This window comes from Xanthomonas arboricola pv. juglandis (assembly GCF_905367715.1).
GTDB lineage: Bacteria > Pseudomonadota > Gammaproteobacteria > Xanthomonadales > Xanthomonadaceae > Xanthomonas > Xanthomonas arboricola.
Map to the genome: position 1 here is coordinate 3132781 of NZ_HG999362.1, position 23222 is coordinate 3156002.

Here is a 23222-nt window from a genome sequence, read left to right on the forward strand (position 1 = left end):
ACCGGCACCAGCGCCGGCCTGCGCGCTACAGCAGCGAAGCCGAAATCGGGATGCTGGCGCGCGGCCGCTTGCCCAGCTCCTCGGACAGACGCGCGGCAGCGGCCAGATAGGCCTGCGCTGCCGCCGACTCCGGCGCGGCCACCACGATCGGCTGGCCCGCATCGCCCTGCTCGCGGATCGCGATCGCCAGCGGCAACGACCCCAGCAAGGGCACGCCGTACTGGGCGGCCATGCGCTCGCCGCCGCCTTCGCCGAACAGGTGTTCGCGGTGGCCGCACTGGCTGCAGGTGTGCACCGCCATGTTCTCGACGATGCCGAGCACCGGCACCTCGACCTTTTCGAACATCTTCAAGGCCTTGCGCGCATCCAGTGTGGCGATGTCCTGCGGCGTGGTGACGATGACCGCGCCGGCCACCGGGATCTTCTGCGACAAGGTCAGCTGGATGTCGCCGGTGCCTGGCGGGAGGTCGATCAGCAGGTAATCCAGGTCGTCCCACAAGGTGTCGTTGAACAGCTGGGTCAGTGCCGAGGTCGCCATCGGCCCGCGCCAGATCATCGGCGTGTCCTGATCGACTAGCAAGCCGATCGACATCGCCTCGATCCCGAAGGCGCGCAAGGGCTCGATCGACTTGTTGTCCGGGCTGTCCGGCCGCCCGCTCAGGCCCAGCATCGCCGGCACGCTCGGCCCGTAGATGTCCGCGTCCAGTATGCCGACGCGCGCGCCCTGCTGACGCAAGGCCAGCGCCAGATTTACCGCGGTGGTGGATTTACCCACCCCACCCTTGCCGGAGCCCACCGCGATCACATTGCGGATGCGTGGATGCGGCGCCAGCTCCCCCTGCACCGCATGCGCGGGGATTCTGCGCTCGCCGCTCATGCGCGTGCGCTCCGGGAGGGGTCGATCGCCCTGCTTGAAGCGTATTGCACCATCGTCGTCATTGCCTGCCTGATTCGTCGTGCGCTGCCAACACAGCGATGGCTGCATCGCCAGGCGCAGCGCATGGGAAGACCGGCAGTTTACCGGCTCGGCCACAGGCAGATGCGTTTCAAGCCACTACCGGACATCGGCGCTTCGCGCTCACACATGTGTCAAATAGCGACAAATTTCACAAATGTGGACACATGATTAAGGAATTGTTACGTTCGGGATTCAGTTCAGCCAGCGCTCAGCGAGCACAGCTGTTTCGCAAAATCCCAGCGAGGAATCCGCAAGGTCATGTCGAGCCGTCTTCCGCAACACACCCCGCGTCATCGTTTGAGCACCGCGTTGTTTGCCGTGCTGGCCGCTTCTGCCGGCCAGGCTGCCGCGCAATCAGAAAACGGGGGGGGACCCGGGACCACCGATCTGGACAAGGTCACTGTCACCGGCTCGCGCATTGCGCGTACCGGCTTTGTCACGCCCTCGCCGGTCACCGCGATCAGTGCCGAGGAAATCCGCGCCACCGGCGCGACCACCATCAGCGACCTGATGGCGCGCATGCCGGCGCTGGCACCGAGCTACACGCTGGGCAATTCCACCCGCTTCATCGGCACCGCCGGCCTGGGCCTGCTCGACCTGCGCGGCATGGGCGTGGACCGCACCCTGGTACTGGTCAACGGCCGTCGCCACGTGGGTTCCAGCCCGGGCTCGACTGCGGTGGACGTCAACACGATTCCGGTGGAATGGGTGGAACGCGTCGAAGTCATCACCGGTGGTGCCTCGGCCGTCTACGGTGCCGACGCAGTCGCCGGCGTGGTCAACTTCATCCTCAAGAAGACCTTCACCGGATTCGAGACGCGCGCGCAGACCGGCCTGGCCGATGAGGGCAACTACAACCGCTCCTTCGCCAGCTTCTCGGCAGGCAGCGACTTTGCGGACGGCCGTGGCAACATCGCGGTGTCGGGCGAATACAGCAAGCAGGACCGCTTCGGTCGCGGCAACCGCGCCATCGGCCGCGAGTACCTGGTGTCGGTTCCGAACCCCGCGTTCGATCCGGGCCAACCGCCGAGCGAGCGCAATCCGCAGAACGTGCTCAGCGGCCCGGGCGGCAATCATTCCACGTCCTACGGCGGCACCTTCAACCTGGGCACCTTCGATTTCCGCAACCCGGCCAGCTATGGCAACCGCTACTTGTTCAACCAGGACGGCAGCTTCCGCCGCAACCGCTACAACGGCACGGTGGTCAGCAACACCTCGTGCGTGGATTGCGATTTCGTCGATCTGAATGCGGTCGCCGACCTGCAGCCCGGCTTCGATCGCAAGAGCGTCAATACCATGATCAACTTCGAGGTCAGCGAGAACCATCGCCTGTTCTTCGAAGGCAAGTACAGCGAGACCGATTCGGACTTCTTCGGCCAGCCGGCCTTCGACAGCTCGCTGCGCGTGCGCCGCCAGAATCCGTATGTCAGCCCCGAACTCGGTGCGCTGATGGATTCGCGCGGTGCCACGCAGATCCTGATGAACCGCTTCAATGTCGATGCCGGCCGTCGCGGCGAGAACATCGAACGCAAGACCTATCGCGCAGTGCTCGGTGCCGAAGGCAACTTCACCGACAACTGGACCTACGACGTGTCCGCCAACTACGGCAAGACCACGGTCGACCGCTTGAATCTCAACAACCGCATCAACGAGCGCTGGCAAGCCGGTATCGATGCCGCACGTGATGCCAGCGGCAACATCGTCTGCCGCACCACGCTGGATCCGAACGCAATCAATCCCCACACCAACCGCGTCTATTCGGCGCTGGCGCGCGAAGGCTGCGTGCCGTTCAGTGTGTTCGGCAATGGCGCAGTGACCCCGGAAGCAGCCGCATGGTTCAACACCACCGCGCGCTCGCAGGCCAAGATCCAGCAGACCGTGTTCAGCGCATCGGTGGCCAACAGCAACCTGCTGTCGCTGCCGGCCGGTGACATCGGGTTTGCCGGTGGCGTGGAATACCGCAAGGAACAGAGCGAGGAAATCACCGATCCGCTGGCGGCTTCGGGCGCGACTTTCCTCAACGCCATTCCGAACAGCGGTGGCGAATACACCGTCAAGGAAATCTTCGTCGAGAGCACCATTCCGTTGCTTGCCGGCCTGCCGGGCGTGGACCGGTTGGCGCTGGATGTGGCAGGGCGTTATTCGGACTACGACAGCATCGGCTCGACCAAGACCTGGAACGTGGGCCTGGACTGGACCATCATCCCGTCGCTGCGTCTGCGCGGCACCGTGGCACAGGCAGTGCGCGCGCCCAGCATCGGTGAGCTGTACGACTCGCAGAGCGAAAACTTCGCCACCATCAACGATCCCTGCAACTACCTGCCGACCAACACCAACCGCCCGGGCACCGCGGGCGATGTGGCATTACGCCAGGCCAACTGCAGTGCGCTGGGCGTGCCGGTGGGCTGGATCGATACCTTCACCTCCACTCGCCCCGGCGTGAGCGGCGGCAACCCGGAACTGAAGCCGGAGCGCGCGCGCAGCCTGTCCTATGGGCTGGTGTGGCAACCGGAGTTCTTCGACGGCTTCGGCATGTCGATCGACTACTGGCGCATCGACCTGCAGGACGCGATCGGCACCGTGACCGCGGAGACCAATGCCACGCGCTGCGTGGACAATCCAGGCGGCATCAACAACAGCTTCTGCGGCTTCGTGCAGCGCGCCCCGCTGGGTGGATTCACCGACCCGCAGGGCCGCATCTATCCCGAGCACAGCATCATCGGCTGGCAGGCGCTCAACGAAAACCTGTCACGCTCGCGGCGTGTGGGCGTGGATCTGGAAATGGACTACCGCTTCCAGCTCGGCGAAGGCAACACCGTGCTGCGCCTTGTCGGTACGCGCCTGATCCAGTCGCGCGAATGGGTGTTCCAGGACTTCCCGGCCGAATACGACGAGTACGTGACCTACGTGACCGACCCGCGCTGGCGCGCGCAGTTCCAAACCAAGTACAACTGGAACGAATGGCGTGCCTCGTGGGACATGAACTATGTGGACGGCAACTTGCGCGTGACGCCGGAGAGCTACAACAGCAATCCGGGCTCGGCCAGCCCGATCAAGAACGGCTCGTACACCTACCACAACTTCCAGTTCGGCTATCAGTTCCCCGGCTCGAAGATTGACGTCTACCTCGGCATCGATAACGCCTTCGACAAGGATCCGCCGCGCAACTACTTCGGTTCGGACTTCACCTCCGCGTTGTACGACAACATCGGCCGGTTCTTCTATCTGGGCACCACTGTCCGATTCTGAGGCCTGTTGACGATGCATCGAAAAGACCCCGTTCGACGGGGTCTTTTTTTAATTGATATTGCAGATGAAACCATTTAACCAGGCTCGACAACTGACCGCAGGTACATTTACCAAGTAGCGTTCGGTTGATCGCGCCTAATTTCACGCCGCATCGTGCGCACTGACAAAAATGAATGCCCGGGCAAGCAAAGTACGCCCTTGTTCGCACACCCGACAATTTGTGCACAGATCCGCACATTTGATGCGGATCTTGCCCTTTTCATTAACGAATCATTCAAAAGGCTTGCGACACTGCACACAGATTCATTACGTTCGGGTTAAGGCCATCTGACTCTTCGATGACCGCCACTTCTCCCGATACCCAGCTGAAAGGTTAGGAATGAGCAATCAATTTCGTCGCCATGCCCTCAAGCGCACCGCTCTGGCAGTTGTGCTCGGCGCCTGTCTCGCCAATGGCGCGGTCTATGCACAAAGCACGACCGGCAGCATCTACGGTAGCGCTCCCTCGGAAGCCGGCAGCACCATCGTCGTTCAAAGCGACACCGGCCTCAGCCGGACGATCACCGTCGACGCCAATGGTCGTTACAACCTCGGCTCTTTGCCGGTCGGCGCTTACACCGTCACCTTGAAGCGTGGCGATCAGGTCGTCGACACCCGCAAGAACGTGCAGTTGCGCGTCGGATCCGGGACCGAGGTGTCGTTTGCTGGCGCAAACGCTGGAGCAGGCAACGCAGATGCGACCACACTTGGCGCCATCACGGTCACCGCCGCGAACGCGCCAAAAATTGACGTGAGTTCGACTAGCGCGCGCTCGGTGATCACCTCCCAACAGCTCGCAGTGCTGCCGCTCGGCCGCAGCGCAGAGGCAATCGCACTGCTGGCGCCTGGTGCTGTCGCGGGTAGCGGAGCATTTGACAACGGCTCGCGCTCGGTTGTTTCGTTCGGTGGCGCAGGTGTGACCGAAAACGCGTACTACATCAACGGCTTCAATGTCAGCAATCCGCTCAGCAATCTCGGCGGTGTCAGCCTTCCCTATGGTGCGATCGACCAGCAGGAAACCTATACCGGTGGCTACAGCGCCCGTTACGGCCGCTCCACCGGCGGTGTGATTAACCAGGTCGGCAAGCGCGGCACCAACGAATGGCATTTTGGCGCACAGGCCGTCTGGGAACCCAAGTCGCTGGCCAGCTCGCCTGAGAACGTGCGTTTCCCCAATAACACGCTCCCGGACGGATTTGAGTACACCAATCCCGACCAGCCCGGCACGTTGTATCGCAGCCGCAAGGACGATGGTGCCACTCGTACCGTCTACAGCGCCTACGCGGGCGGCCCGTTGATCGAGGACAAATTATTCGTCTTCGTCGCGGGCGAATCGGACAAGACCGATGGCGTGTCCACCAACTCGAGCGCGGCCAGCGTGTTGGGACGTAACAACTACGCCTACAGCGCACCCAAGTTCTACGGCAAGATCGACTGGAACATCAACGACAGCAATATCCTCGAGTACACGCGCATCGAGAGCACCGATCGCCGCGGCGGTTACTACACCGATTTCGATTACGACACCTTGTCCGGTGGCGGCCGTAGCGGCACTTTTGCCGACACTTACAAGATCAAGGACCGCTACGACATCTTCAAGTACACCGGGTACCTGACGGATGACCTGACCTTGAATGCCACCTGGGGTCGTAGCCGGCAGGACAATCTGCAAGCCAATCCGTATGTGTCGGAACTGCCTTATCTGCAGAATGTGACCAATCAGAACCCGGCGCTGACCGGCGGCACACCCATCACCAACGACCAGGCCAGCAACCGCACCAAGGCCGATCGCCCGCAGAACAAGACGCGCAGCCTGCGGCTTGAACTTGAATACCGGCTTGGCGATCATGACCTGACCGCCGGTGTGGACAACATGTACTTCAATGCCTCCGACGAAGGCGTGCGGACCACTGGCCCGGGATACCAGTGGCTGTTTGCCCGCCAGTCCAATCCCAACATCGATATCCGCCCAAGCCTGGGTGTTGGCCCCTCCGGTGGCGACGGTTACTACGCGCAGCGGCGCATCTTCACCACCACCACCAGCATGGCCGTGGAACAGAAGGCGTACTATCTGGAAGATCGCTGGCAGGTGAGCGACAACTGGTTGGTACTGCTCGGCATCCGCAACGACAAGTTCACCAACTTCAACAGCGCAGGCGCGCCGTATGTCGACAGTGGCGACCAGTGGGCCCCGCGGCTGGGCGTGAGCTGGGACGTGTTCGGCGACTCGTCGTTGAAACTGTATGCAAACGCAGGGCGCTACTACCTGGCCCTGCCCAATAGCGTTGCCGTCCGTGGCGCATCGGCCTCCACCTACACCGATGAATATTTCGCCTACAGCGGCCTGGATGCCAACGGCGAGCCGACCGGCCTGAGAGCCCTGGGTCCCGGACCGGTCTCCTCCAATGGAGAGTATGGGCAGACGCCTGATCCCAACTCCTTCGCGCCCAGCGATCTCAAGTCGCAGTACCAGGATGAGTTCCTGGTTGGCTTCGAAAAGACCCTTGGCGAAAAGTGGAATTCCGGCGCGAAGGTGACCTACCGCAAGTTGCAGACAGCTATCGACGACGTGTGCGATACCGGCAAGATGGCAGACAAGCTGGAAGCGAGTGGCATCGACTCCTCGTCGGTGGCCATTCCCGGTTGCGTGATGTTCAATCCGGGCGAAACCAACACCTATAACCTGGCCAATAACGATGGTTCCGGTCGGACCCAGGTGCGCATGTCCCAGGACGACTGGGGCTTCACCAGCGGCGCCAAACGCAACTATGTGTCGGTCGACCTGTTCCTGGAGCATCCCTTCGATGAGAAATGGTTCGCTCGCGTCGACTACACCTGGTCGCACCTGTACGGCAATACCGAAGGCCAGGTGAAATCCGATCTGGGCCAAGCGGACGTTTCGAAGACCCAGGACTGGGATTCGGCAGAGTTGATGTACTACGCAGGCGGCAGCCTGGCCAACGATCGCCGTCACCAGCTCAAGGCGTTCGGCGCGTATCAGTTCACGCCCGAGTGGATGGCATCGGCAACGGTTCGAGTTCTGTCGGGAACGCCCAAGTCCTGCCTGGGCTATTTCGGCCAGGGCGAACAGGATCCCATCGGCTATGAATCCGGCTACCACTACTGCGCAGGGACACCATCCCGTCCAGGCGATGCAGGCCGGACTCCCTGGCTGACCAATCTGGATTTGGGCGTGACCTATCGCCCGGCGTTTGCTGACCATAAGCTCGCCATCGGATTACAGATGTTCAACGTCATCAACGATCGTGACGAGACCCGTACCGAAGCCGTTTATGGGGACGATCGCTACACGGTTTCCAATACTTATGGCATGGGTACGTATTTCAACCCGCCACGCTTTGTCCGCCTGTCGGCATCGTATGACTTCTGAGCACTGAGCAAGGCGTCAGCAGGCATTGTGCTGCATGTTCTCCACGGCCCCGCAAGGGGCCGTTTTTTTTTTGGTCTGGGCGGCAGCGAAACGTAACAAAGCCAGCGTGCATCGGTGGCCTCCCCCCGCACCCATGACCTTCGACACCATGCCTATCGGCTGGGCAGGCGTAGAGTGCCGGCCACAGCCCCGGCGACGGGGCTTCCCACATCTGCTCCTGGAGCCCTTTGTGATTCGTACACCTCATTTGTTGACCCTGTCCCTGGCCGTGGCCGCCGCGCTGAGCGGTTGCAAGAAATCCGAAGACGCCGCGCCGGCCGCGCCCGCGGCCGACACCGCCGCAACCACCCCGGCGGCTCCCAAGACGCTGACCCTGGACCAGAGCAAGCTGCCGGCCGTGAACCAGTTCACCGCCGCCGACCTGGATACCAACGGCAACGCCTGCACGGATTTGAATGCGTACGCCAACGCCAAGTTCCTGGCCGCCAACCCGGTACCGAGCGATCGCACCAGCTGGGGCGCGTTCGAGATGCTCGACGAGCGCTCCAATGCGATCCAGCAGCAGTTGGTCGAACAGGCCGCGGCCGACACCAGCGCCACCGGCGTGGAAAAGATCGTCGGCGACCTGTGGTCCACCGGCATGGACGAGGCCAAGATCAACGCCCAGGGCATTGAGCCGCTGAAGCCGGAACTGGCCGCGATCGACGCCATCAACGACCAGGCCAAGCTGGTCGACTATCTGCGCAGCAGCGCCGCCAAGGGCAACAACGAGCTCTTCAGCTTCGGCGCCGAGGCCGACTTCAAGAAATCCAGCCAGAACATCGCCTATGCCATGCAGGGCGGCCTGGGTCTGCCGGATCCGGAGTACTACACCAGCGCCGCCAACAAGGCCAAGCTGGAGGCCTACCAGGCGCACGTGGCCAAGGTGCTGGAACTGTCCGGCGTGGCCGCGGCCGATGCTGCCGCGCAGGCCAAGCAGGTGGTCGCGTTCGAGACCCGTCTGGCCAAGGTCTCCAAGACCAGCACCCAGATGTCGCGCGATGCCTCGCTGGCCTACAACCCGATCTCGCCGGCCGATGCCGACAAGCTGACCCCCAACTGGTCGTGGACCGAGTTCTTCAAGTCGCAGGGCGTGGCCACGCCGGAGATGTTCTCGCTGGCGATCCCGGCCTTCCACCAGGAAGTGAGCAAGATGATCGCCGACACCGATCCGGCGATCTGGCGCGCCTACCTGCGCTTCCACACCGTCGATGGTGCCTCGCCGTTCCTCAGCCAGCCGTTTGTGGATGAGAACTTCGCGTTCTACAACCAGACCCTGCGCGGGCAGAAGCAGATCAAGCCGCGCTGGAAGCGTGTGCTGGCGACCATCAATGGCCAGACCGGCGAAGCGCTGGGCCAGATGTACGTCAAGGTCGCCTTCCCGGCCGATTCCAAGGCCAAGATGGAAACCCTGGTGACCAATCTGCGCACCGCGCTGAAGGCCCGCATCGAAAAGCTGGACTGGATGAGCCCGGAGACCAAGACCAAGGCGATCGCCAAGTGGGAGAGCTTCACGCCCAAGATCGGCTACCCGGAAAAGTGGCGCGAGTGGAACGGCTTGAACACCAGCCGCGACAGCTACCTGGGCAACGTGATGGCCGCGTCCGAGTACAACTACAAGTGGAACCTGTCCAAGATCGGCAAGCCGGTGGACAAGACCGAATGGGGCATGAGCCCGCAGACCGTCAACGCCTACTACAACCCGTTGCAGAACGAGATCGTGTTCCCGGCCGCGATCCTGCAGCCGCCGTTCTTCGACCCGAATGCGCCGGAGGAAATGAACTACGGCGGCATCGGTGCGGTGATCGGGCATGAGATGACCCACGGCTACGACGACCAGGGCAGCCGCTTCGGTGCCGATGGCAACTTCATCGCCGATCCGGGTTGGTGGACGCAGAAGGATCTGGACGCGTTCAAGGCGCGCACCGGCAAGCTTGTGGCGCAGTTCGATGGCTATCGCACCCCGGCCGGCGACAAGGTCAAGGGCGACCTGACCCTGGGCGAAAACATCGCCGACCTGGGCGGCCTCAACACCGCCTACGACGCGATGAAGACCGCCACCGCCGGCAAGGACGATCCCAAGACCGACGGCATCACCCGTGACCAGCGCTTCTTCCTCAACTGGGCAACAGTGTGGCGCCGCAACTTCACTCCGGAAGAACTGGTGGTGCGCCTGAAGACCGATCCGCATGCGCCGGCCAACTTCCGCGCCATCGGCGCGCCGTCGAACATGCCGGCGTTTGCCGCCGCATTCTCGTGCAAGGCCGGCGATGCGATGGTGCGTCAAGGCGATCAGCAGGTCGTGATCTGGTAATTACGCGACATTGGTAAGAGCGAGCGGCGATCTTCGGATCGCCGCTTTTTTTGTGTGCGCCGTGGCGCCGTTGGCGGGTGCGTAAACCTCTTTCGTCCGTACTGGCAGCGCCTGTGCCCCAACCGGAAATCGACACGCCATTCCGGCAACCAAGCAGGCTGCCATTCGCCCGGGAGCGCTTTAGCAGGCACGCCGGAGACAAGCGCTTGTGCAGCGCCGGCCTGGATTGCCGTGGCTGCACCCGGTGAACGGATGCGCTTCGTGAACCGGTGTCTCCAGGCCAAGCTCAACAAACCTCAAACCCGGCGCTCGCAAGGCGGCGTCCGCTTATGCTCGGAGTCCATTTCCTCGCCGATGCCAGATATGCCCTTGCTCAAGACCTCCACCCTTGCCCTGGCCCTGCTGGTCGCCCTGCCTGGCTGCAAGCGCGCCTCCGATGCAGATGGCGCCCCGGCATCAGCGGCCACTTCGGCGCCTGCCGCGCCGCCGGCCACGACAGCCAGCAAACCCGCATTCGATATCAGCGAGCTGGGCCCGGCAGCCAGCGCGTGCCAAAACCTGGACGACTTCGTCAATGGCGCCTGGGCCAAGGCCAATCCGATTCCGGCCGACCGCACCAGTTGGGGCATGTTCGACGAGCTGACAGAAAAGAGCCTGACGACGCAGCGTGAGATTGTTGAAAGCGCCGCGAAGCAGGTAGATACGCAGACCGACCCGCTCACACGCAAGCTTGGCCTGCTCTATGCCTCGGGCATGGACGAGGCCGCAATCGAGGCAGCGGGAGACCAACCCATCCGTCCGTTGCTGGAGACGATTGGGGCGCTGAAATCCCCGGGCGATGTCGCCAAATACATCGCGAGCCGCTACGCGGAGGGCGACGGCCAGGTTTTCCAGTTCGGCGCGAGCGCGGACTTCCACAAGGCAGACCAGCAAATCGCCTTCGCCAACGAAGGCGGCCTCGGCCTGCCAACGAAGGACTACTACACCGCCGCCGAGTACGCCCCCATCCGGGAAGCCTATCTGGCCTACATCGCCAAATCGTTCGAGCTCACCGGCAGCAATGCCGATGCGGCCAAGGCACAGGCCAAGGACGTGATGGCGCTGGAATCGCGCCTGGCTGCTGCGTCGCTTTCGCCGACCGACGCACGCCAACCCAAGAACCAGTACAACTTCGTCAGCGTTGCCGAGGCAGACGCGCTCACCCCGCACTTTTCGTGGAAAGATTTCTTTGCCGCGCAAGGCGTGGATGTCGGTGCCGGCTTCTCGCTGTCGCAACCGCGCTTCTTCGCTGCGTTCGACCACCAGTTGGCGAGTGCGCCGATTGCACAGTGGCAGGCGTATCTACGCTTCCACACCATCGACGATGCATCCAAACATCTCAGCAAGGCCTTTGTCGACAACAACTTCGCTTTCTACGGCAAGGCTCTGTCCGGGCAGCCGGAGCAACGCCCACGCTGGAAACGCGTCCTGCGCGCGCTCGACTCCGCCATGGGCGAAGGCCTTGGCCAGCTCTACGTCGCCAAAGTCTTCACGCCCGAAGCCAAGCAACGCGCAGCCGAACTGGTCGACAACGTCCGCGCCGCGCTCAAGACGCGCATCGAAAACGTGGATTGGATGAGCGCCGAAACCAAGGCAAAGGCGCTCGCCAAGTGGAACGCGTTCCTGCCCAACATCGGCTACCCCGATACCTGGCGAGACTGGTCGGGGCTGGACATCGTGCCGGGGGCGTATTACCGCAATCTGCAGGCGGCTGCCAAGTTCAACTACCGCTATGACATCGCTCAAATCGGCAAGCCCACCGATCGCAAGCGTTGGTCGATGACGCCCCAGACGGTCAACGCGTACTACAGCCCCAGCACCAACACCATCAATTTCCCGGCCGGCATTCTGCAACCGCCGTTCTTCGATGCCAATGCCGACGATGCCCTGAATTATGGCGCCATTGGCGCGGTGATCGGGCACGAAGCCACGCATGGCTTCGACGATCAAGGCAGCCAGTTCGATGGTGCGGGCAACAACGTCAATTGGTGGACGGCGCAGGATCGCAAGGCATTCGAACAGCGTGCCGATACCCTGGTAAAGCAGTTCGATGCCTATGTTCCGCTGCCCAGCCACCCCAAGCTGCATGTCAACGGCAAGCTCACCCTCGGCGAGAACATTGCCGACCTGGGCGGTATCAATATTGCCTACGACGCCCTGCAGACTGCATTGCGCCAGCATCCCGAGCGGGTCGCGCGCATCGACGGTTACAGCCCCGAGCAGCGGTTTTTCCTGGGCTTTGCGCGCAACTGGCGCGGACAGACGCGCGAGCAGCAACAACTGGTCTACCTGGCGAGCGACCCGCACTCACCGGACAACCTGCGCGCCATCGCATCACCGTCAAACATGCCGCAGTTCGCCACCGCCTTCGCCTGCAAGCCGGGCGATGCAATGGTGCGCCCGGAGAAAGACCGCGTGGTGATCTGGTAATTCGGTGCAGGTGCCGCCTGCAATCGCTTCCAGCAGCAACGCAACACGTACAGGCCCGCACCCGCGGGCCTGTCGCGTTCATGCAAGCGGCCGGCACCGAGGGTCGACGGCAGCTCGCGCCCGCCTGCACGGGGCGCAGCCTTGCTAAACTCCGCCGACTTCAATCTGGCCACCCTTCTTCTCGATGCCCACCATTCGTCCGCTTGCCCTCGCTCTTGGCTTCAGCCTGATCACGCTGCTGTCCGCCCCCGACGCCGACGCCGCTCGCAAGAAGAAAGCTGCTCCCAAGGCGCCGGCCGTGTCGGCGGCCTGCACCAATTTCTACGATTACGCCAATGCCGGCTGGCTCAAGGCCAACCCGGTGCCGCAGGCCGGTGCCGTCACCGCGCTGGGCCAGCTGTCCGAGCGCGCGCTGCAGCAGCAACGCGAGTTGCTGGATGCATCGATGAAGACGCCGCAGGGCAATGTGCAGAAGCTGCTCGGCGACTTCTGGGCCAGCGGCCTGGACGAAGCATCCGTCGAAAAGGACGGCTCCAACCCTATCGCCCCCTTGCTGTCGCGCATCGACGCGATCAAGAAGGCCAAGGATGTGCCCGCTTCCATCGCAGCATTGCATCAGGTCGGCATCCCGGTCGGCTTCAACTTCGGCCCCGACGTGGACCTGAAGGCGCTGGATCGCCACATCGGGTATTTCATGCAGGGCGGCATGGGCTTGCCGGACCCGGCGTTCTACACCCGCACCGATGCCGACACCCAGGCGCTGATGGGCCGCTACCGCGCCTACGTCAAGCAGATCCTGGCGCTGACCGGCACCCCGGCCGACCGGCTCGACGCCGATGCCGCCTCGGTGCTGCAGATCGAGACCGCGCTGGCGCGCAGCGCGCAGTCGGTGCAGGGCATCAACAACCCGTTCAACAACTACGCCCCGATCGCCACCAAGGAGCTGACCAAGCAGTACAAGAATCTGCGCCTGGCCGACTTCCTGGAAGCGCAGGGCGTCAAGGACGACCTGGTGTCGATGGCCGACCCGGCCATGTTCAAGCAGCTCGACAGCATGATCGTCAGCATCAAGCCGGAGCAGTGGAAGGCCTATCTGCGCTGGCGCGTGGGCGATGCGATGGCGCCGTACCTGTCCAAGAGCTTCCACGATGCCGAGTACCAGTTCCGCGGCCGTCTGCTGCGTGGCGATGCGCTGCCGCCGCAGCGCTGGCAGCAGGTGCTGGACGCGATCAATATCGCCGCCGGCCCGATGCTCGGCCGCGAATACGTGGCGCGTTACCTGAGCAGCGACACGCGCCGCCAGGCCGAAGCCATCGCCGACCAGGTGCGCGACGCGCAGCTGGCCGCGCTGGAGCGCACCGGCTGGGGCAACGGTGAGGTGATCGCCGAAGCCAAGGCCAAGCTGGCGGCGATGAAGATCGAAGTCGGCGCGCCGCGTCGTGATCTGGATTACACCGTGCAGCCGATGGGCCGCGGCAGCTTTGGCGGCAACATGCTGATTGCCTCGACCTGGCGTCACCGCGAGGAGATGAAGCGCATCGGCAAGGGCAACGCCGACCGGCGCTGGGACGTGCTGCCGCAGCAGCCGGCAGTGGCCTACGACATTGCGCAGAACCGCCTGATCATCACCGCCGCCGTGCTGCAGCCGCCGGTGCTCACCGCCGGCAGCACGCCGGCCGCGCAGTACGGCGCTTACGGCGCGCTGGTCGCCCACGAAATCACCCGCGCCATCGACGCCAAGGGCTCGCTGGTGGATGCCAAGGGCGAGTTGCGCAGCTGGTGGACGCCGGCCGAGAAGACCAGCTGGACCCTGCTGACCGACAAGGTGGCCAGCCAGTTTGGTGCCTACCCGTACCCGGGCGTGCCCAACGTCAAGGTCAACGGTGCGCAGACCGCCGAAGAAAACCTGGCCGACCTGGCCGGCATCGAACTGGCCTGGCAGGCCTTCAGCAAGGCACAGCCCGCGGCCACCGAGGCCGACAAGCAGGCGTTCTTCACTGCCTGGGCCGGCTTGTGGGCCCAGCAGCTGTCGCCGAACGAAGCGGTGCAGCGCGCCAGCGCCGACATCCGGGCGCCGGGCCAGTGGCGCACCAACGGCCCGCTGTCCAACCTGCCGGAGTTCGGTGCGGCGTTCAGCTGCAAGGCCGGCCAGCCGATGCAGCGCGTTGACGCCGAGCAGTTGAAGATCTGGCGCTGATTCAAGCGCCAGGAAGTCACTGGCAATCAACACGCAGTGGCAGGCAATAAAAAAGAGCGCGGACTCCGCGCTCTTTTTTTGTGCCTGGCATTTCATCTATGACAGCGCACGCTTGGTAGGAGCGGCCCCGGCCGCGATGAAGCTTTACCGGTAACGCCCCATCGCGGCCAGGGCCGCTCCTACGAATCAGGGTGTTGCCACGCCTCAGCGCACCACACGCAGCGGCGGCTTGCGTCCCTTGCCACCGCCCTTTTTGCCGCCACTGCCGCCAAACGGCGACTGCCCGCGCCAGTAACGGATCATCAGCCAGCCGAACAGCATGCCGCCCAGATGCGCGAAGTGGGCAACGCCCGGCTGCCAGCCGGTCGCACCCAGGAATAGTTCAATTGCACCGAACACGATCACAAAGGTGCGCGCCTTCATCGGAATCGGCGGAAACAGCAGCATTACCCGCTGATTGGGGAACAGCATGCCGTAGGCCAGCAACAGACCGAACACACCACCCGACGCCCCCACCACCGGCGCCCCGCTCTGGGTGAACCAGGCCATCAGCAACTGGCACACGCCGGCACCGGCCACGCACACCAGGTAATAGGTCAGAAAGCGCTTCTGCCCCCAGGTCTGCTCCAGCGCCGCGCCGAACATGAAAAGCGCCAGCATGTTGAAGAACAGATGGTTGAAACCGCCATGCAGGAACGCATAGGTCAGCAACTGCCACGGCATGAAGCTGGCGCCGGGCGAGAACGCATCGAAGCCGTTGGAAATCGGCCATAGCATCAACGAGGACAGCGCCGCATCGGAGGGCAGCACGCCGGCGCCCAGGTCGCCCAGTGCCCATTGCAGCAGGAACAAGCCAATATTGGCGATCAACAACGCTTTGGTGACGGGCGGCAGTTGGGGCATGACGGCATCCTTCGGAATGCCAACCATCATAACGGCAGGCTTATGAAGGTCCCCACACGGCGGCGTCCAGCCGCTGCGCGGCACTCGCACGGCGCACCCGGCCCTGCTCGACCACCACGCCTTCGGCACGCAGCCGCCGGCATTGCTCACGGTAGCCGGACGAGCCTTCCGGCAACGCGATCCGGCCATCGCTGCGCAGCACCCGGTGCCAGGGCAGCTGCGGATCATCATTGCCGCTGAGCACGCGCGCCACCAGCCGCGCCCGCCCGGGCAGGCCGGCGCGCAGTGCGACCTCGCCATAGCCGGCAACCTGGCCGGAAGGTATTGCCCGAATCGCTGCAAGAATGCGCAGTCGCGCCTGTTCGCCGGAGAGCGGCTCGGCGTTGGAGGCGGCGCGCGCAGATGGATTGGCGGATCGACGACTCGTTGGCTTGCGGAGCTTGGACATCGCGCAAGGATGCCAGCTATGGGATTGAAATCCCTCTTCCGTCCGAGCGAGGAGGCAGTGTTTGCGCGCTGTCGCTGCGCGTGTCTTGACGCGCCTTGGCCGACAGCGCGAAGCGGGATTGAGGTGAGGGTTCGGGCGGCACGAGGCACGGCGGACAATCAGCGCGGTCAACTTCCACGCATGGCCGGATGAGGCATGGCCGGCTGGGACGGCAGATCGGCAGCTGAGTGATGCATCGAACGTGCCGGACCCTCACCCCTTTCCCGAGGGGAGAGGGGCTTTGATCCGTTTGCTTGCGGGGGCCTGACCTGCGTCAAGCGCACTTACGTCGGGTGCAGGAGTGGTGTGCAGTGTCACGCGGGGCTGCCGCAAGTTGTGACACGCAGGGGCCGACGTCAGTCCCTGCATCCGGCAGAGCGCTGATGCCCTCGTCGGCCCGGTCACAACTGCCGCACCAATGCATCAGTGCATCAGTGCATCAACACGATCTCTTCCGACGAGGTGGGATGGATCGCCACGGTCTCGTCGAAGTCGCGCTTGGTCGCACCCATCTTCACTGCCACCGCAAAGCCCTGCAGCATTTCGTCGGCGCTCTCGCCCAGCAGATGCACGCCGACCACGCGCTCTTGTTCGCCCACGCAGACCAGCTTGAACAGGCTGCGCTGCGGCGCGTCGGCCAGCGCGTGCAACATCGGGCGGAAGTTGCTGCGGTAGATGCGTACCGCGCTGCCGTGCCGCGCGCGTGCCTGCTCCTCGGTCAACCCGACCTGCCCGAGCGGCGGATGCGAGAACACCACGCTCGGCACGCCTTCGTAGTCCATGCGCGCATCCGGCTGCTTGCCGAACAGGCGATCCATCAACTTGCGCCCCGCGGTGATCGCCACCGGCGTCAGTCCGACCTTGCCGCCGACATCGCCGATGGCATGGATGTTCGGCACGCTGGTGGTCTGGCCTTCGTCCACCACCACCTCGCCTTTGTCGCCCAGGCGCACGCCGACCTCTTCCAGACCCAGCCCTGCCGTGTTGGCACGCCGGCCGGTGGCGAAAAACACCTTGTCGAAGACGTCGTTGCCCTGCTCGCTGGGGTGCGCGGGATGCCCATGCACGCGCAGCTTGCCTTCTGCATCGCGCTCCAGGCCGGTGGTGGAAAAACCGAAATGCAGGCGCACGCCCAGATGCCGCAGGTTGTCGGCCAGTTGCAGGGTCAGCTCGGCATCGAAGCGTTCCAGCAACCGCTCGCCCTGCACGAACAGATGCACACGGCTGCCCAGCGCTTGCAGCAGGCCGGCGATTTCCACCGCGATATAGCCGCCGCCGATGATCGCTACCTGCGCGGGTGCATGACAGAGATTGAAGAAATCGTCGGACACCTCACCGTGCTCGGCACCTTCGATGTCCGGGCGCAGCGGATGCGCGCCGGTGGCGATCACGATGTGCTCGGCGGTCACCGGCACGCCGTCACCGCCCATGATGGTATGGCGATCCTGCAACACACCGCGCTGCGGAATCATGACCACGCCATCTTCGTTGAGGCGGCGCCGATAACTGGCGTGGATGTTGCCGATATAGCCCTGCCGGTGCGTGACCAGTTCCTGCCACGCCAGGGTCGGTCGCGGCACATCGAAACCCAGCGCCCCGGCCAACTCGATCTTGCCGGCCAGATCGGCCGCCAGCCACATCGCCTTCTTCGGCACGCAGCCGAGATTGACGCAGGTGCCGCCCAATTCGTTCGGCTCCATCATCGCCACGCGCGCGCCATACTTGGCTGCGCGAAACGCAGCGGCCAGTCCACCGGAGCCGCCCCCCAGAATCACCACGTCGTAGTCGTACCGGGCACTCATGCGAAGCGCTCCGCCCGGTAGGGATGCGGGTCCAGCGCAGGTGCGCGGCCCGTGATCAGGTCGGCCATCAATTGTCCGCTTGCAGTGCTCATGCTGATGCCGAGCATGCCATGTCCGGCTGCGAGCCAGACGTGAGGACGGCACGGCACCGCGCCCAGCACCGGCACGTCGTCCCAGGTCATCGGCCGCCATCCATACCAGCGCTCGATCACCGCCGGACCGGCCGGCGCATGCAGATAATCGGCCGCTGCGCGCTCCAGTGCCGCCAGGCGCGTGGGATTGAGGTGGGTGTCGTGCCCGGAGAATTCCATCGTGCTACCGATCCGCAGGCGATCGCGCCACGGCACCACGAACACCCACCGGTCCTTCAGCACCACCGGGCGACGCGGCATCAGCGCCGGGGCGCTATAGGTGATCGAATAACCCTTGCCGGCCTGCACCGGCAGACGCAATCCCAGTTGCGCCGCCAGCAGCGGCGACCATGGGCCGGTAGCGATGACCACCTCGCGCGCCTGCAGTCGCCCGCGCGTGGTGTGCACGCACGCGCCACGTGCGTCCGGCACCACCGCATCGACGCGGCACTGCGCCTGGATCACCGCACCACGCGCGCGCAGCACTCTTGCCAGTTCTGCGGTGTAACGCTCCGGGCGCAGATGCGCATCGCCGGGGAAATGGATCGCACCGGCAATGCCGGCGCGGAATGCCGGATCCTGCCGCACGTAGTCGGCACCGTCGATCATTTCGGCCTGGATACCCCACTGCGCAAGCACGCCGCACTCGTGGCGATAGTGCGCAAAGCGGCGCGCATCGGCAAACACGTAGTCCAGCCCATCGCTGCGAAATTCGCAGTCCAGCGCATAGCGCTCGACCCAGTCGTCGAAGCGTTGCCGCGCATCGCCCAGCAACGCCGCGCGCGCCTGCGCGCTGGCCTGCCAGTGACGCGTATTGCAGCGCTGCGCGAACTGCAGCAACCAGCGCCACAGCGCCGGGTCCAAACGTGGCCGGATATACAGCGGCGCGTCCGGCGTCAGCATCCACTTCAGCGCCTGCGCGATCATGCCCTGCGCTGCCAGCGGCGGCGCATGGCTCGGCGTGATGGTGCCGCAGTTGCCGTACGACGTCGCCGCCCCCACCGCACCGGCATCGAGCACGTGCACCTGCCGGCCCGCTTCGACCAGTGCCAGCGCAGTCGCCAGCCCAATGGCGCCGGCACCGACCACCACCACATCGACAGGCGCGGCGCTCATGTGCGCACTACCCCACGCGCGCGTCGCTGCGACGCATCGGCGGCACACGCAGATAGGTCACGCTGCGCCATAGCCATTCCATCGGCCCGAAGCGGAACCAGCGCAACCACAGCTGGCTCAGCACCACCTGCAGCGCAAACAGCGCCAGCGCGAACGGCAGCTGCCATACGCGCGGCAGCTGCTCGAAATAGCCCAGCCCATAACCGTAGAAGATCCACGTGCACACCAGCGACTGCATCAGGTAATTGGTCAGCGCCATGCGCCCGGCGGGCGCAAGCCATGCCAGGCGCGGCGCCAGGCGCACCACCCACGCCGCATAGCCCAGGCTCATCAGCGGGCCGGCAATCAACGACAACGCGAATGCACCTGACAGGCGCAGATCCAGCCGCGCCGGATCGATCCACGGCTCCAGCGCGTAACTCACCCCCATCACGCCCAGCCCGAGCGGCAGCACGCCGTAGCGCAGGGCCCGAAACAGGCGCGGGAAGTGCTCGGGCGCGGCGATCGCGCCACTGCGCACAAACCAGCTGCCCAGCAGGAACATACCGAGCATCGCCGGGCCATTGATGCTCAGCCCGGTCATCGCCTGCCGCAGGTCGTGCCAGCGCTGCAGCGTCGCTTGCGCATAGCTGCCGCTCCCGAAGGCGGCGCGCTGTGCCTGCACGTTCGCTGCCGCCTGTTGCGCCGCATCGGCCACCGCGGCCTTCCATTCAACGGCAGCCGCCGGGTCGAGCTGCATCAAGGTGCCTGCGACGCCGTACAGCAGCATCAACGCGGGCGCGCAACAGTAGACCAGCGCGGCAAACCACGGCAGCGTCACCGTCGGCACCGAGCGTGTGGCCAGCAGCAACAAGGCCAGCAAGGCGTAGGTGACCAGCACATCGCCGGACCACAGCAGCAACGCATGCAGCAGGCCGATCACCAGCAGCCCGACGGTACGACGCAGATAGGTGCCCAACAACCCGCGCCCGGCCTGCGCGGCGCGTTGCGCCATCACCGCAAAGCCCATGCCGAACAGCAGCGAGAACAGCGTGTAGAACTTGCCCTGCACCAACAGGTACACCAGCGCATCGGCAACCCGGTCGGCGCCGTGCCAATGCGGCTCCACGCCGGTGACCGCCAGATCGAGCGGACCGACGAAGGCTTCGATATTCATCAGCAGGATGCCCAGCAGCGCAAAACCGCGCAGCACGTCGAGCACCGCGATTCGCTCGCTGGTTGCGATGGGCAGCAGGGGATCGCGCGGAGTCATCTCGGCGCTGGCAGCGCGGCGCGGCGATCGCGGCGCGCAACATGCAAACAGCCCGCCGAGATGGCGGGCCGCGGGAACACATCCAGCCAACGCTGGTCACACGGACACGATCGGCGCGTGCAAGCCAGCATCACCGTGCGGTGCATGCCGATCCTGCAGATAGCCCGCATCGGTCCGCCTGCCACACAGGCCGTGTGACGACTGCGCTCAGTGGTGATGGCCGCCTTCGCCATGCACATGCCCGTGGTCGCGCTCTTCCTGGGTGGCTTCGCGCACCTCGATGATCTCCACGTCGAAGTGCAGGTCCTTGCCGGCCATCGGGTGATTGAGATCGACGTCGACCACGCTCATGCCGACCTTCTGCACCGTCACTGCGCGCGGGCCGAAGTTGGTCTGCAGCACCACCTGGGTGCCCGGGACTAGCTTGGTGGCGCCGAAGTGCTTCTTGGGCACGCGCTGGCTCAGGCCTTCGCGGTATTCGCCGTACGCTTCGGTGGCCTTGACGTCCACGCCGAAGCTGTCGCCGGCTTCCTTGTCCATCATGGCCGCTTCCAGGCCCGGAATGATGTTGCCGTGGCCGATCATGATCGCCAACGGGTCACGCTCCTTGGAGCTCTCGATCGGCTCCTGGCCGAGCTCGGAAACGGTGTAGTGGAAGCGGACGACGCTGTCTTTTTCGATCTTCATGCCTGGCTCTGGATAGGCTGCCCGGTGGCAGACGGTGGAGGACGGCTTGTCGGCCGCCGGGTGCGCCGCCATCATGGCGACCTTTCGAACCGCCCATTATCCCGGCTCCATGCATATCACGCCAGTTTTCGCCGCCCGCGCCCGCCGCGCCGCGGCCAGTTCGTTGCTGGGCCTGCTCGTGCTGCTGGGCGGTTGCGCACAGGCGCCGGTCCGTCGACCGGCCGCCACCCCGCCACCGGCACCGCGTGTCTGGCCGCAGGTGCCGCCGTCCAACCCGGCCGCCGCCAACAACATCCTGATGCGTGCGCTGGGCCTGGTCGGCACGCCATATCGCTTTGGCGGCAATACGCCGGAAACCGGCTTCGACTGCAGCGGGCTGGTCACCTATGTCTACAAGGATGTGCTGGCGCTATCGCTGCCACGCACCTCGCGTGAGCTGGCCGCGGTGCAGGGCCCGCGCATTCCACCGGAGCAGTTGACCACCGGCGACCTGGTCTTCTTCGGCTCCAGCGGCAACGTGACCCATGTCGGCATTTATGTCGGTGAAGGCCGCTTCGTACATGCCCCGAACACCGGCGGTACCGTCCGCTTGGATTTCCTGGATGGCGCCTACTGGCGTGACCATTATTCAGGCTCAAAGCGGGTTTTGCCCTGATATGTGACGTGCATCACATTTTATAAAACGGAAATTTAACCTTTTTTGAACGTAACGATTCTTTCACCAAGGCATCATCCCGCATCGACAGCAGAATTGTGATTCCCGCGTGACGAACGACGAACAGATCAACACTGGCGCCGCACCGCTTCCGCCCCGGAAACCGCTCCGCCTGCTATGCGCCACTGCTCTTTGGCTCGCAGCCCTACCCGCCCTGGCCCAGACCGCCAACGGCACCGCATCCGCTCCGCAGACGACCACGCCAGACAGCGCCGTCGCCGCCGAGAAAGCCGCAACCCGCAGCCGCGCCGACGCCGCTGCCACCGCAACACTGGCCGCCCTGCTTCCGCACCTGGCCGCCAACGACGCCATTCCGCTGATGGACCGCTCGGCGATGTTCGCCGGTGACCTCAGCCGCCTGCTGGCCAATTACGACGTCTCCCAGAGCGCAGCCAATGCTGCCCAGAACGCCGTGGCCGACAGCCGTGTGCAGGTGATCCTGCAACGCGCCATGGCCCTGCTCGGCACCCCGTACGTCTGGGGCGGCGAGTCCACCGAAGGTTTCGACTGCAGCGGCCTGGTCGGCTATGTGTTCAAGACCGCCCTAGGCATCGACCTGCCGCGCGTGTCACGCGACATCGCGCGCGACGAGTCTGCTGAGCTGATCAAGGACCCCAACGCGCTCAAGGCAGGCGATCTGGTGTTCTTCGGCAGGCGTGGCCGCATCGACCATGTGGGCCTGGTGGTCGGCGATGGCAAGTTCCTGCACGCGCCCAGCCGCGGCAAGGACGTGCGGGTGGATTCGCTGGCCAGCGGTTACTGGAGCGAGAAGTTCATCCAGGCACGTCGGGTGCTGTGATCCCGAGCACCTGATCCACTGCACGACAGAAAGGCCGCGGAGATCCCGCGGCCTTTTGCGTGGTGAACGGTCTTTGCGCGGAAGCTCCCTGCCGTCGCCGCGCACGCATCCGGGTCACGTACGCAGCACCGCGCACCTTGCCACCGCGATCAGCGCGCGGCATCGGCCTGGTAATGCGCCATGGTGTCCTCGATGCCCTTGCTCAGCTCCATCACCTTGAGCGCGTATTCGGCCAGGCGCTGATCCTCTGGCGTGTCCGGCCGCCAGGAAGGCACTTCCACCGGCGTGACACCATCCGGGTCCATCGCCACGAACACGATGATGCAATGCGTGCAGAGCCGCGAGTCGCCGCCCATCGGGCTGCGCGCTCGCACATCGATGGCGAAGTGCATGCTGGTGCGGCCGGTGTAGACCAGCTTGGCCGACACCGCGACCAGATCGCCGATCCGCACCGGCGCCACGAAGCGAATGCCGCCCACCGCCACGGTGACGCAGTAATGCCCGCTCCAGCCACTGGCCGCGGCAAAGCCGACCTGGTCGATCCACTTCATCACCACGCCGCCATGCACCTTGCCGCCGAAGTTGACGTCGCTGGGCTCGGCCAGAAAACGAAATGTCAGATCACGCTGTTGGCCAATCACCGCCCGCCCCCGTCAATGGATGAGCTGGCAGTG

Annotated in this window: 15 protein-coding genes; 7 read left to right on the plus strand and 8 right to left on the minus strand. The window is 64.5% G+C overall.

What is annotated here, in order from left to right; all coding sequences use genetic code 11:
* Positions 1-25: 25 nt before the first annotated feature.
* Positions 26-877, minus strand: a complete 852-nt coding sequence (gene apbC, locus KHN93_RS13705) for an iron-sulfur cluster carrier protein ApbC (protein WP_211920407.1) — start codon at positions 875-877, stop codon at positions 26-28.
* 339 nt (positions 878-1216) lie between these two features.
* On the opposite strand from apbC, the gene KHN93_RS13710 reads away from it, so the two are divergent.
* The 5 genes from KHN93_RS13710 to KHN93_RS13730 all read left to right on the plus strand — a co-directional run bounded on the left by KHN93_RS13710 (position 1217) and on the right by KHN93_RS13730 (position 14656).
* Positions 1217-4207: a TonB-dependent receptor plug domain-containing protein gene (locus KHN93_RS13710; RefSeq protein WP_211920409.1), complete on the plus strand. Its 2991-nt coding sequence runs from the start codon at positions 1217-1219 to the stop codon at positions 4205-4207.
* A gap of 379 nt (positions 4208-4586) precedes the next feature.
* A complete protein-coding gene (locus KHN93_RS13715) occupies positions 4587-7637 on the plus strand; it encodes a TonB-dependent receptor (RefSeq protein ID WP_211920411.1) in 3051 nt (1016 codons plus the stop codon).
* 250 nt (positions 7638-7887) lie between these two features.
* Positions 7888-9990, plus strand: a complete 2103-nt coding sequence (locus KHN93_RS13720) for a M13 family metallopeptidase (protein ID WP_039526432.1) — start codon at positions 7888-7890, stop codon at positions 9988-9990.
* A 363-nt stretch (positions 9991-10353) separates the two neighbouring features.
* The gene (locus tag KHN93_RS13725; RefSeq protein ID WP_212579649.1) at positions 10354-12459 is read left to right on the plus strand and encodes a M13 family metallopeptidase; all 2106 of its coding nucleotides are present in this window, start codon (positions 10354-10356) and stop codon (positions 12457-12459) included.
* Between the two features lie 184 nt (positions 12460-12643).
* Positions 12644-14656: a M13 family metallopeptidase gene (locus KHN93_RS13730; protein WP_102253838.1), complete on the plus strand. Its 2013-nt coding sequence runs from the start codon at positions 12644-12646 to the stop codon at positions 14654-14656.
* 204 nt (positions 14657-14860) lie between these two features.
* Here KHN93_RS13730 and KHN93_RS13735 read toward each other — a convergent pair whose 3' ends face one another.
* The 6 genes from KHN93_RS13735 to KHN93_RS13760 all read right to left on the minus strand — a co-directional run bounded on the left by KHN93_RS13735 (position 14861) and on the right by KHN93_RS13760 (position 21034).
* Positions 14861-15559 (minus strand): rhomboid family intramembrane serine protease, encoded by a 699-nt coding sequence (locus KHN93_RS13735; RefSeq protein WP_039512199.1) that lies wholly within the window; start codon positions 15557-15559, stop codon positions 14861-14863.
* A 40-nt stretch (positions 15560-15599) separates the two neighbouring features.
* On the minus strand, positions 15600-16007 hold the full coding sequence (locus KHN93_RS13740) for an MGMT family protein (RefSeq protein ID WP_104559436.1): 408 nt from the start codon (positions 16005-16007) through the stop codon (positions 15600-15602).
* 470 nt (positions 16008-16477) lie between these two features.
* On the minus strand, positions 16478-17848 hold the full coding sequence (gorA, locus tag KHN93_RS13745) for a glutathione-disulfide reductase (RefSeq protein ID WP_104559435.1): 1371 nt from the start codon (positions 17846-17848) through the stop codon (positions 16478-16480).
* Positions 17845-19095: an NAD(P)/FAD-dependent oxidoreductase gene (locus tag KHN93_RS13750; protein WP_104559434.1), complete on the minus strand. Its 1251-nt coding sequence runs from the start codon at positions 19093-19095 to the stop codon at positions 17845-17847. The genes gorA and KHN93_RS13750 overlap by 4 nt, the downstream gene beginning before the upstream one ends.
* A 7-nt stretch (positions 19096-19102) precedes the next feature.
* Positions 19103-20347 (minus strand): DUF418 domain-containing protein, encoded by a 1245-nt coding sequence (locus KHN93_RS13755; RefSeq protein ID WP_104554028.1) that lies wholly within the window; start codon positions 20345-20347, stop codon positions 19103-19105.
* Between the two features lie 207 nt (positions 20348-20554).
* Complete coding sequence (locus KHN93_RS13760; protein WP_024939526.1) at positions 20555-21034, minus strand: FKBP-type peptidyl-prolyl cis-trans isomerase; 480 nt, start codon at positions 21032-21034, stop codon at positions 20555-20557.
* Positions 21035-21080: 46 nt separating this feature from the next.
* On the opposite strand from KHN93_RS13760, the gene KHN93_RS13765 reads away from it, so the two are divergent.
* Together KHN93_RS13765 and KHN93_RS13770 are read left to right on the plus strand one after the other, a co-directional pair.
* Positions 21081-21689 carry a C40 family peptidase gene (locus KHN93_RS13765; RefSeq protein WP_175430018.1) on the plus strand — a complete coding sequence of 203 codons (609 nt, stop codon included), beginning with the start codon at positions 21081-21083 and terminating at the stop codon, positions 21687-21689.
* A 109-nt stretch (positions 21690-21798) separates the two neighbouring features.
* On the plus strand, positions 21799-22548 hold the full coding sequence (locus KHN93_RS13770; protein ID WP_016903983.1) for a C40 family peptidase: 750 nt from the start codon (positions 21799-21801) through the stop codon (positions 22546-22548).
* Between the two features lie 149 nt (positions 22549-22697).
* On the opposite strand, the gene KHN93_RS13775 is transcribed toward KHN93_RS13770, so the two are convergent.
* Complete coding sequence (locus KHN93_RS13775; protein WP_016903982.1) at positions 22698-23189, minus strand: acyl-CoA thioesterase; 492 nt, start codon at positions 23187-23189, stop codon at positions 22698-22700.
* Positions 23190-23222 lie beyond the last annotated feature (33 nt).

Coding starts and splice junctions, on each gene's coding strand:
- apbC (WP_211920407.1), bottom strand. CDS start 877: ATGAGCGGCGAGCGCAGAATCCCCGCGCATGCGGTGCAGGGGGAGCTG.
- KHN93_RS13710 (WP_211920409.1), top strand. CDS start 1,217: ATGTCGAGCCGTCTTCCGCAACACACCCCGCGTCATCGTTTGAGCACC.
- KHN93_RS13715 (WP_211920411.1), top strand. CDS start 4,587: ATGAGCAATCAATTTCGTCGCCATGCCCTCAAGCGCACCGCTCTGGCA.
- KHN93_RS13725 (WP_212579649.1), top strand. CDS start 10,354: ATGCCCTTGCTCAAGACCTCCACCCTTGCCCTGGCCCTGCTGGTCGCC.
- KHN93_RS13730 (WP_102253838.1), top strand. CDS start 12,644: ATGCCCACCATTCGTCCGCTTGCCCTCGCTCTTGGCTTCAGCCTGATC.
- KHN93_RS13735 (WP_039512199.1), bottom strand. CDS start 15,559: ATGCCCCAACTGCCGCCCGTCACCAAAGCGTTGTTGATCGCCAATATT.
- KHN93_RS13740 (WP_104559436.1), bottom strand. CDS start 16,007: ATGTCCAAGCTCCGCAAGCCAACGAGTCGTCGATCCGCCAATCCATCT.
- gorA (WP_104559435.1), bottom strand. CDS start 17,848: ATGAGTGCCCGGTACGACTACGACGTGGTGATTCTGGGGGGCGGCTCC.
- KHN93_RS13750 (WP_104559434.1), bottom strand. CDS start 19,095: ATGAGCGCCGCGCCTGTCGATGTGGTGGTGGTCGGTGCCGGCGCCATT.
- KHN93_RS13755 (WP_104554028.1), bottom strand. CDS start 20,347: ATGACTCCGCGCGATCCCCTGCTGCCCATCGCAACCAGCGAGCGAATC.
- KHN93_RS13760 (WP_024939526.1), bottom strand. CDS start 21,034: ATGAAGATCGAAAAAGACAGCGTCGTCCGCTTCCACTACACCGTTTCC.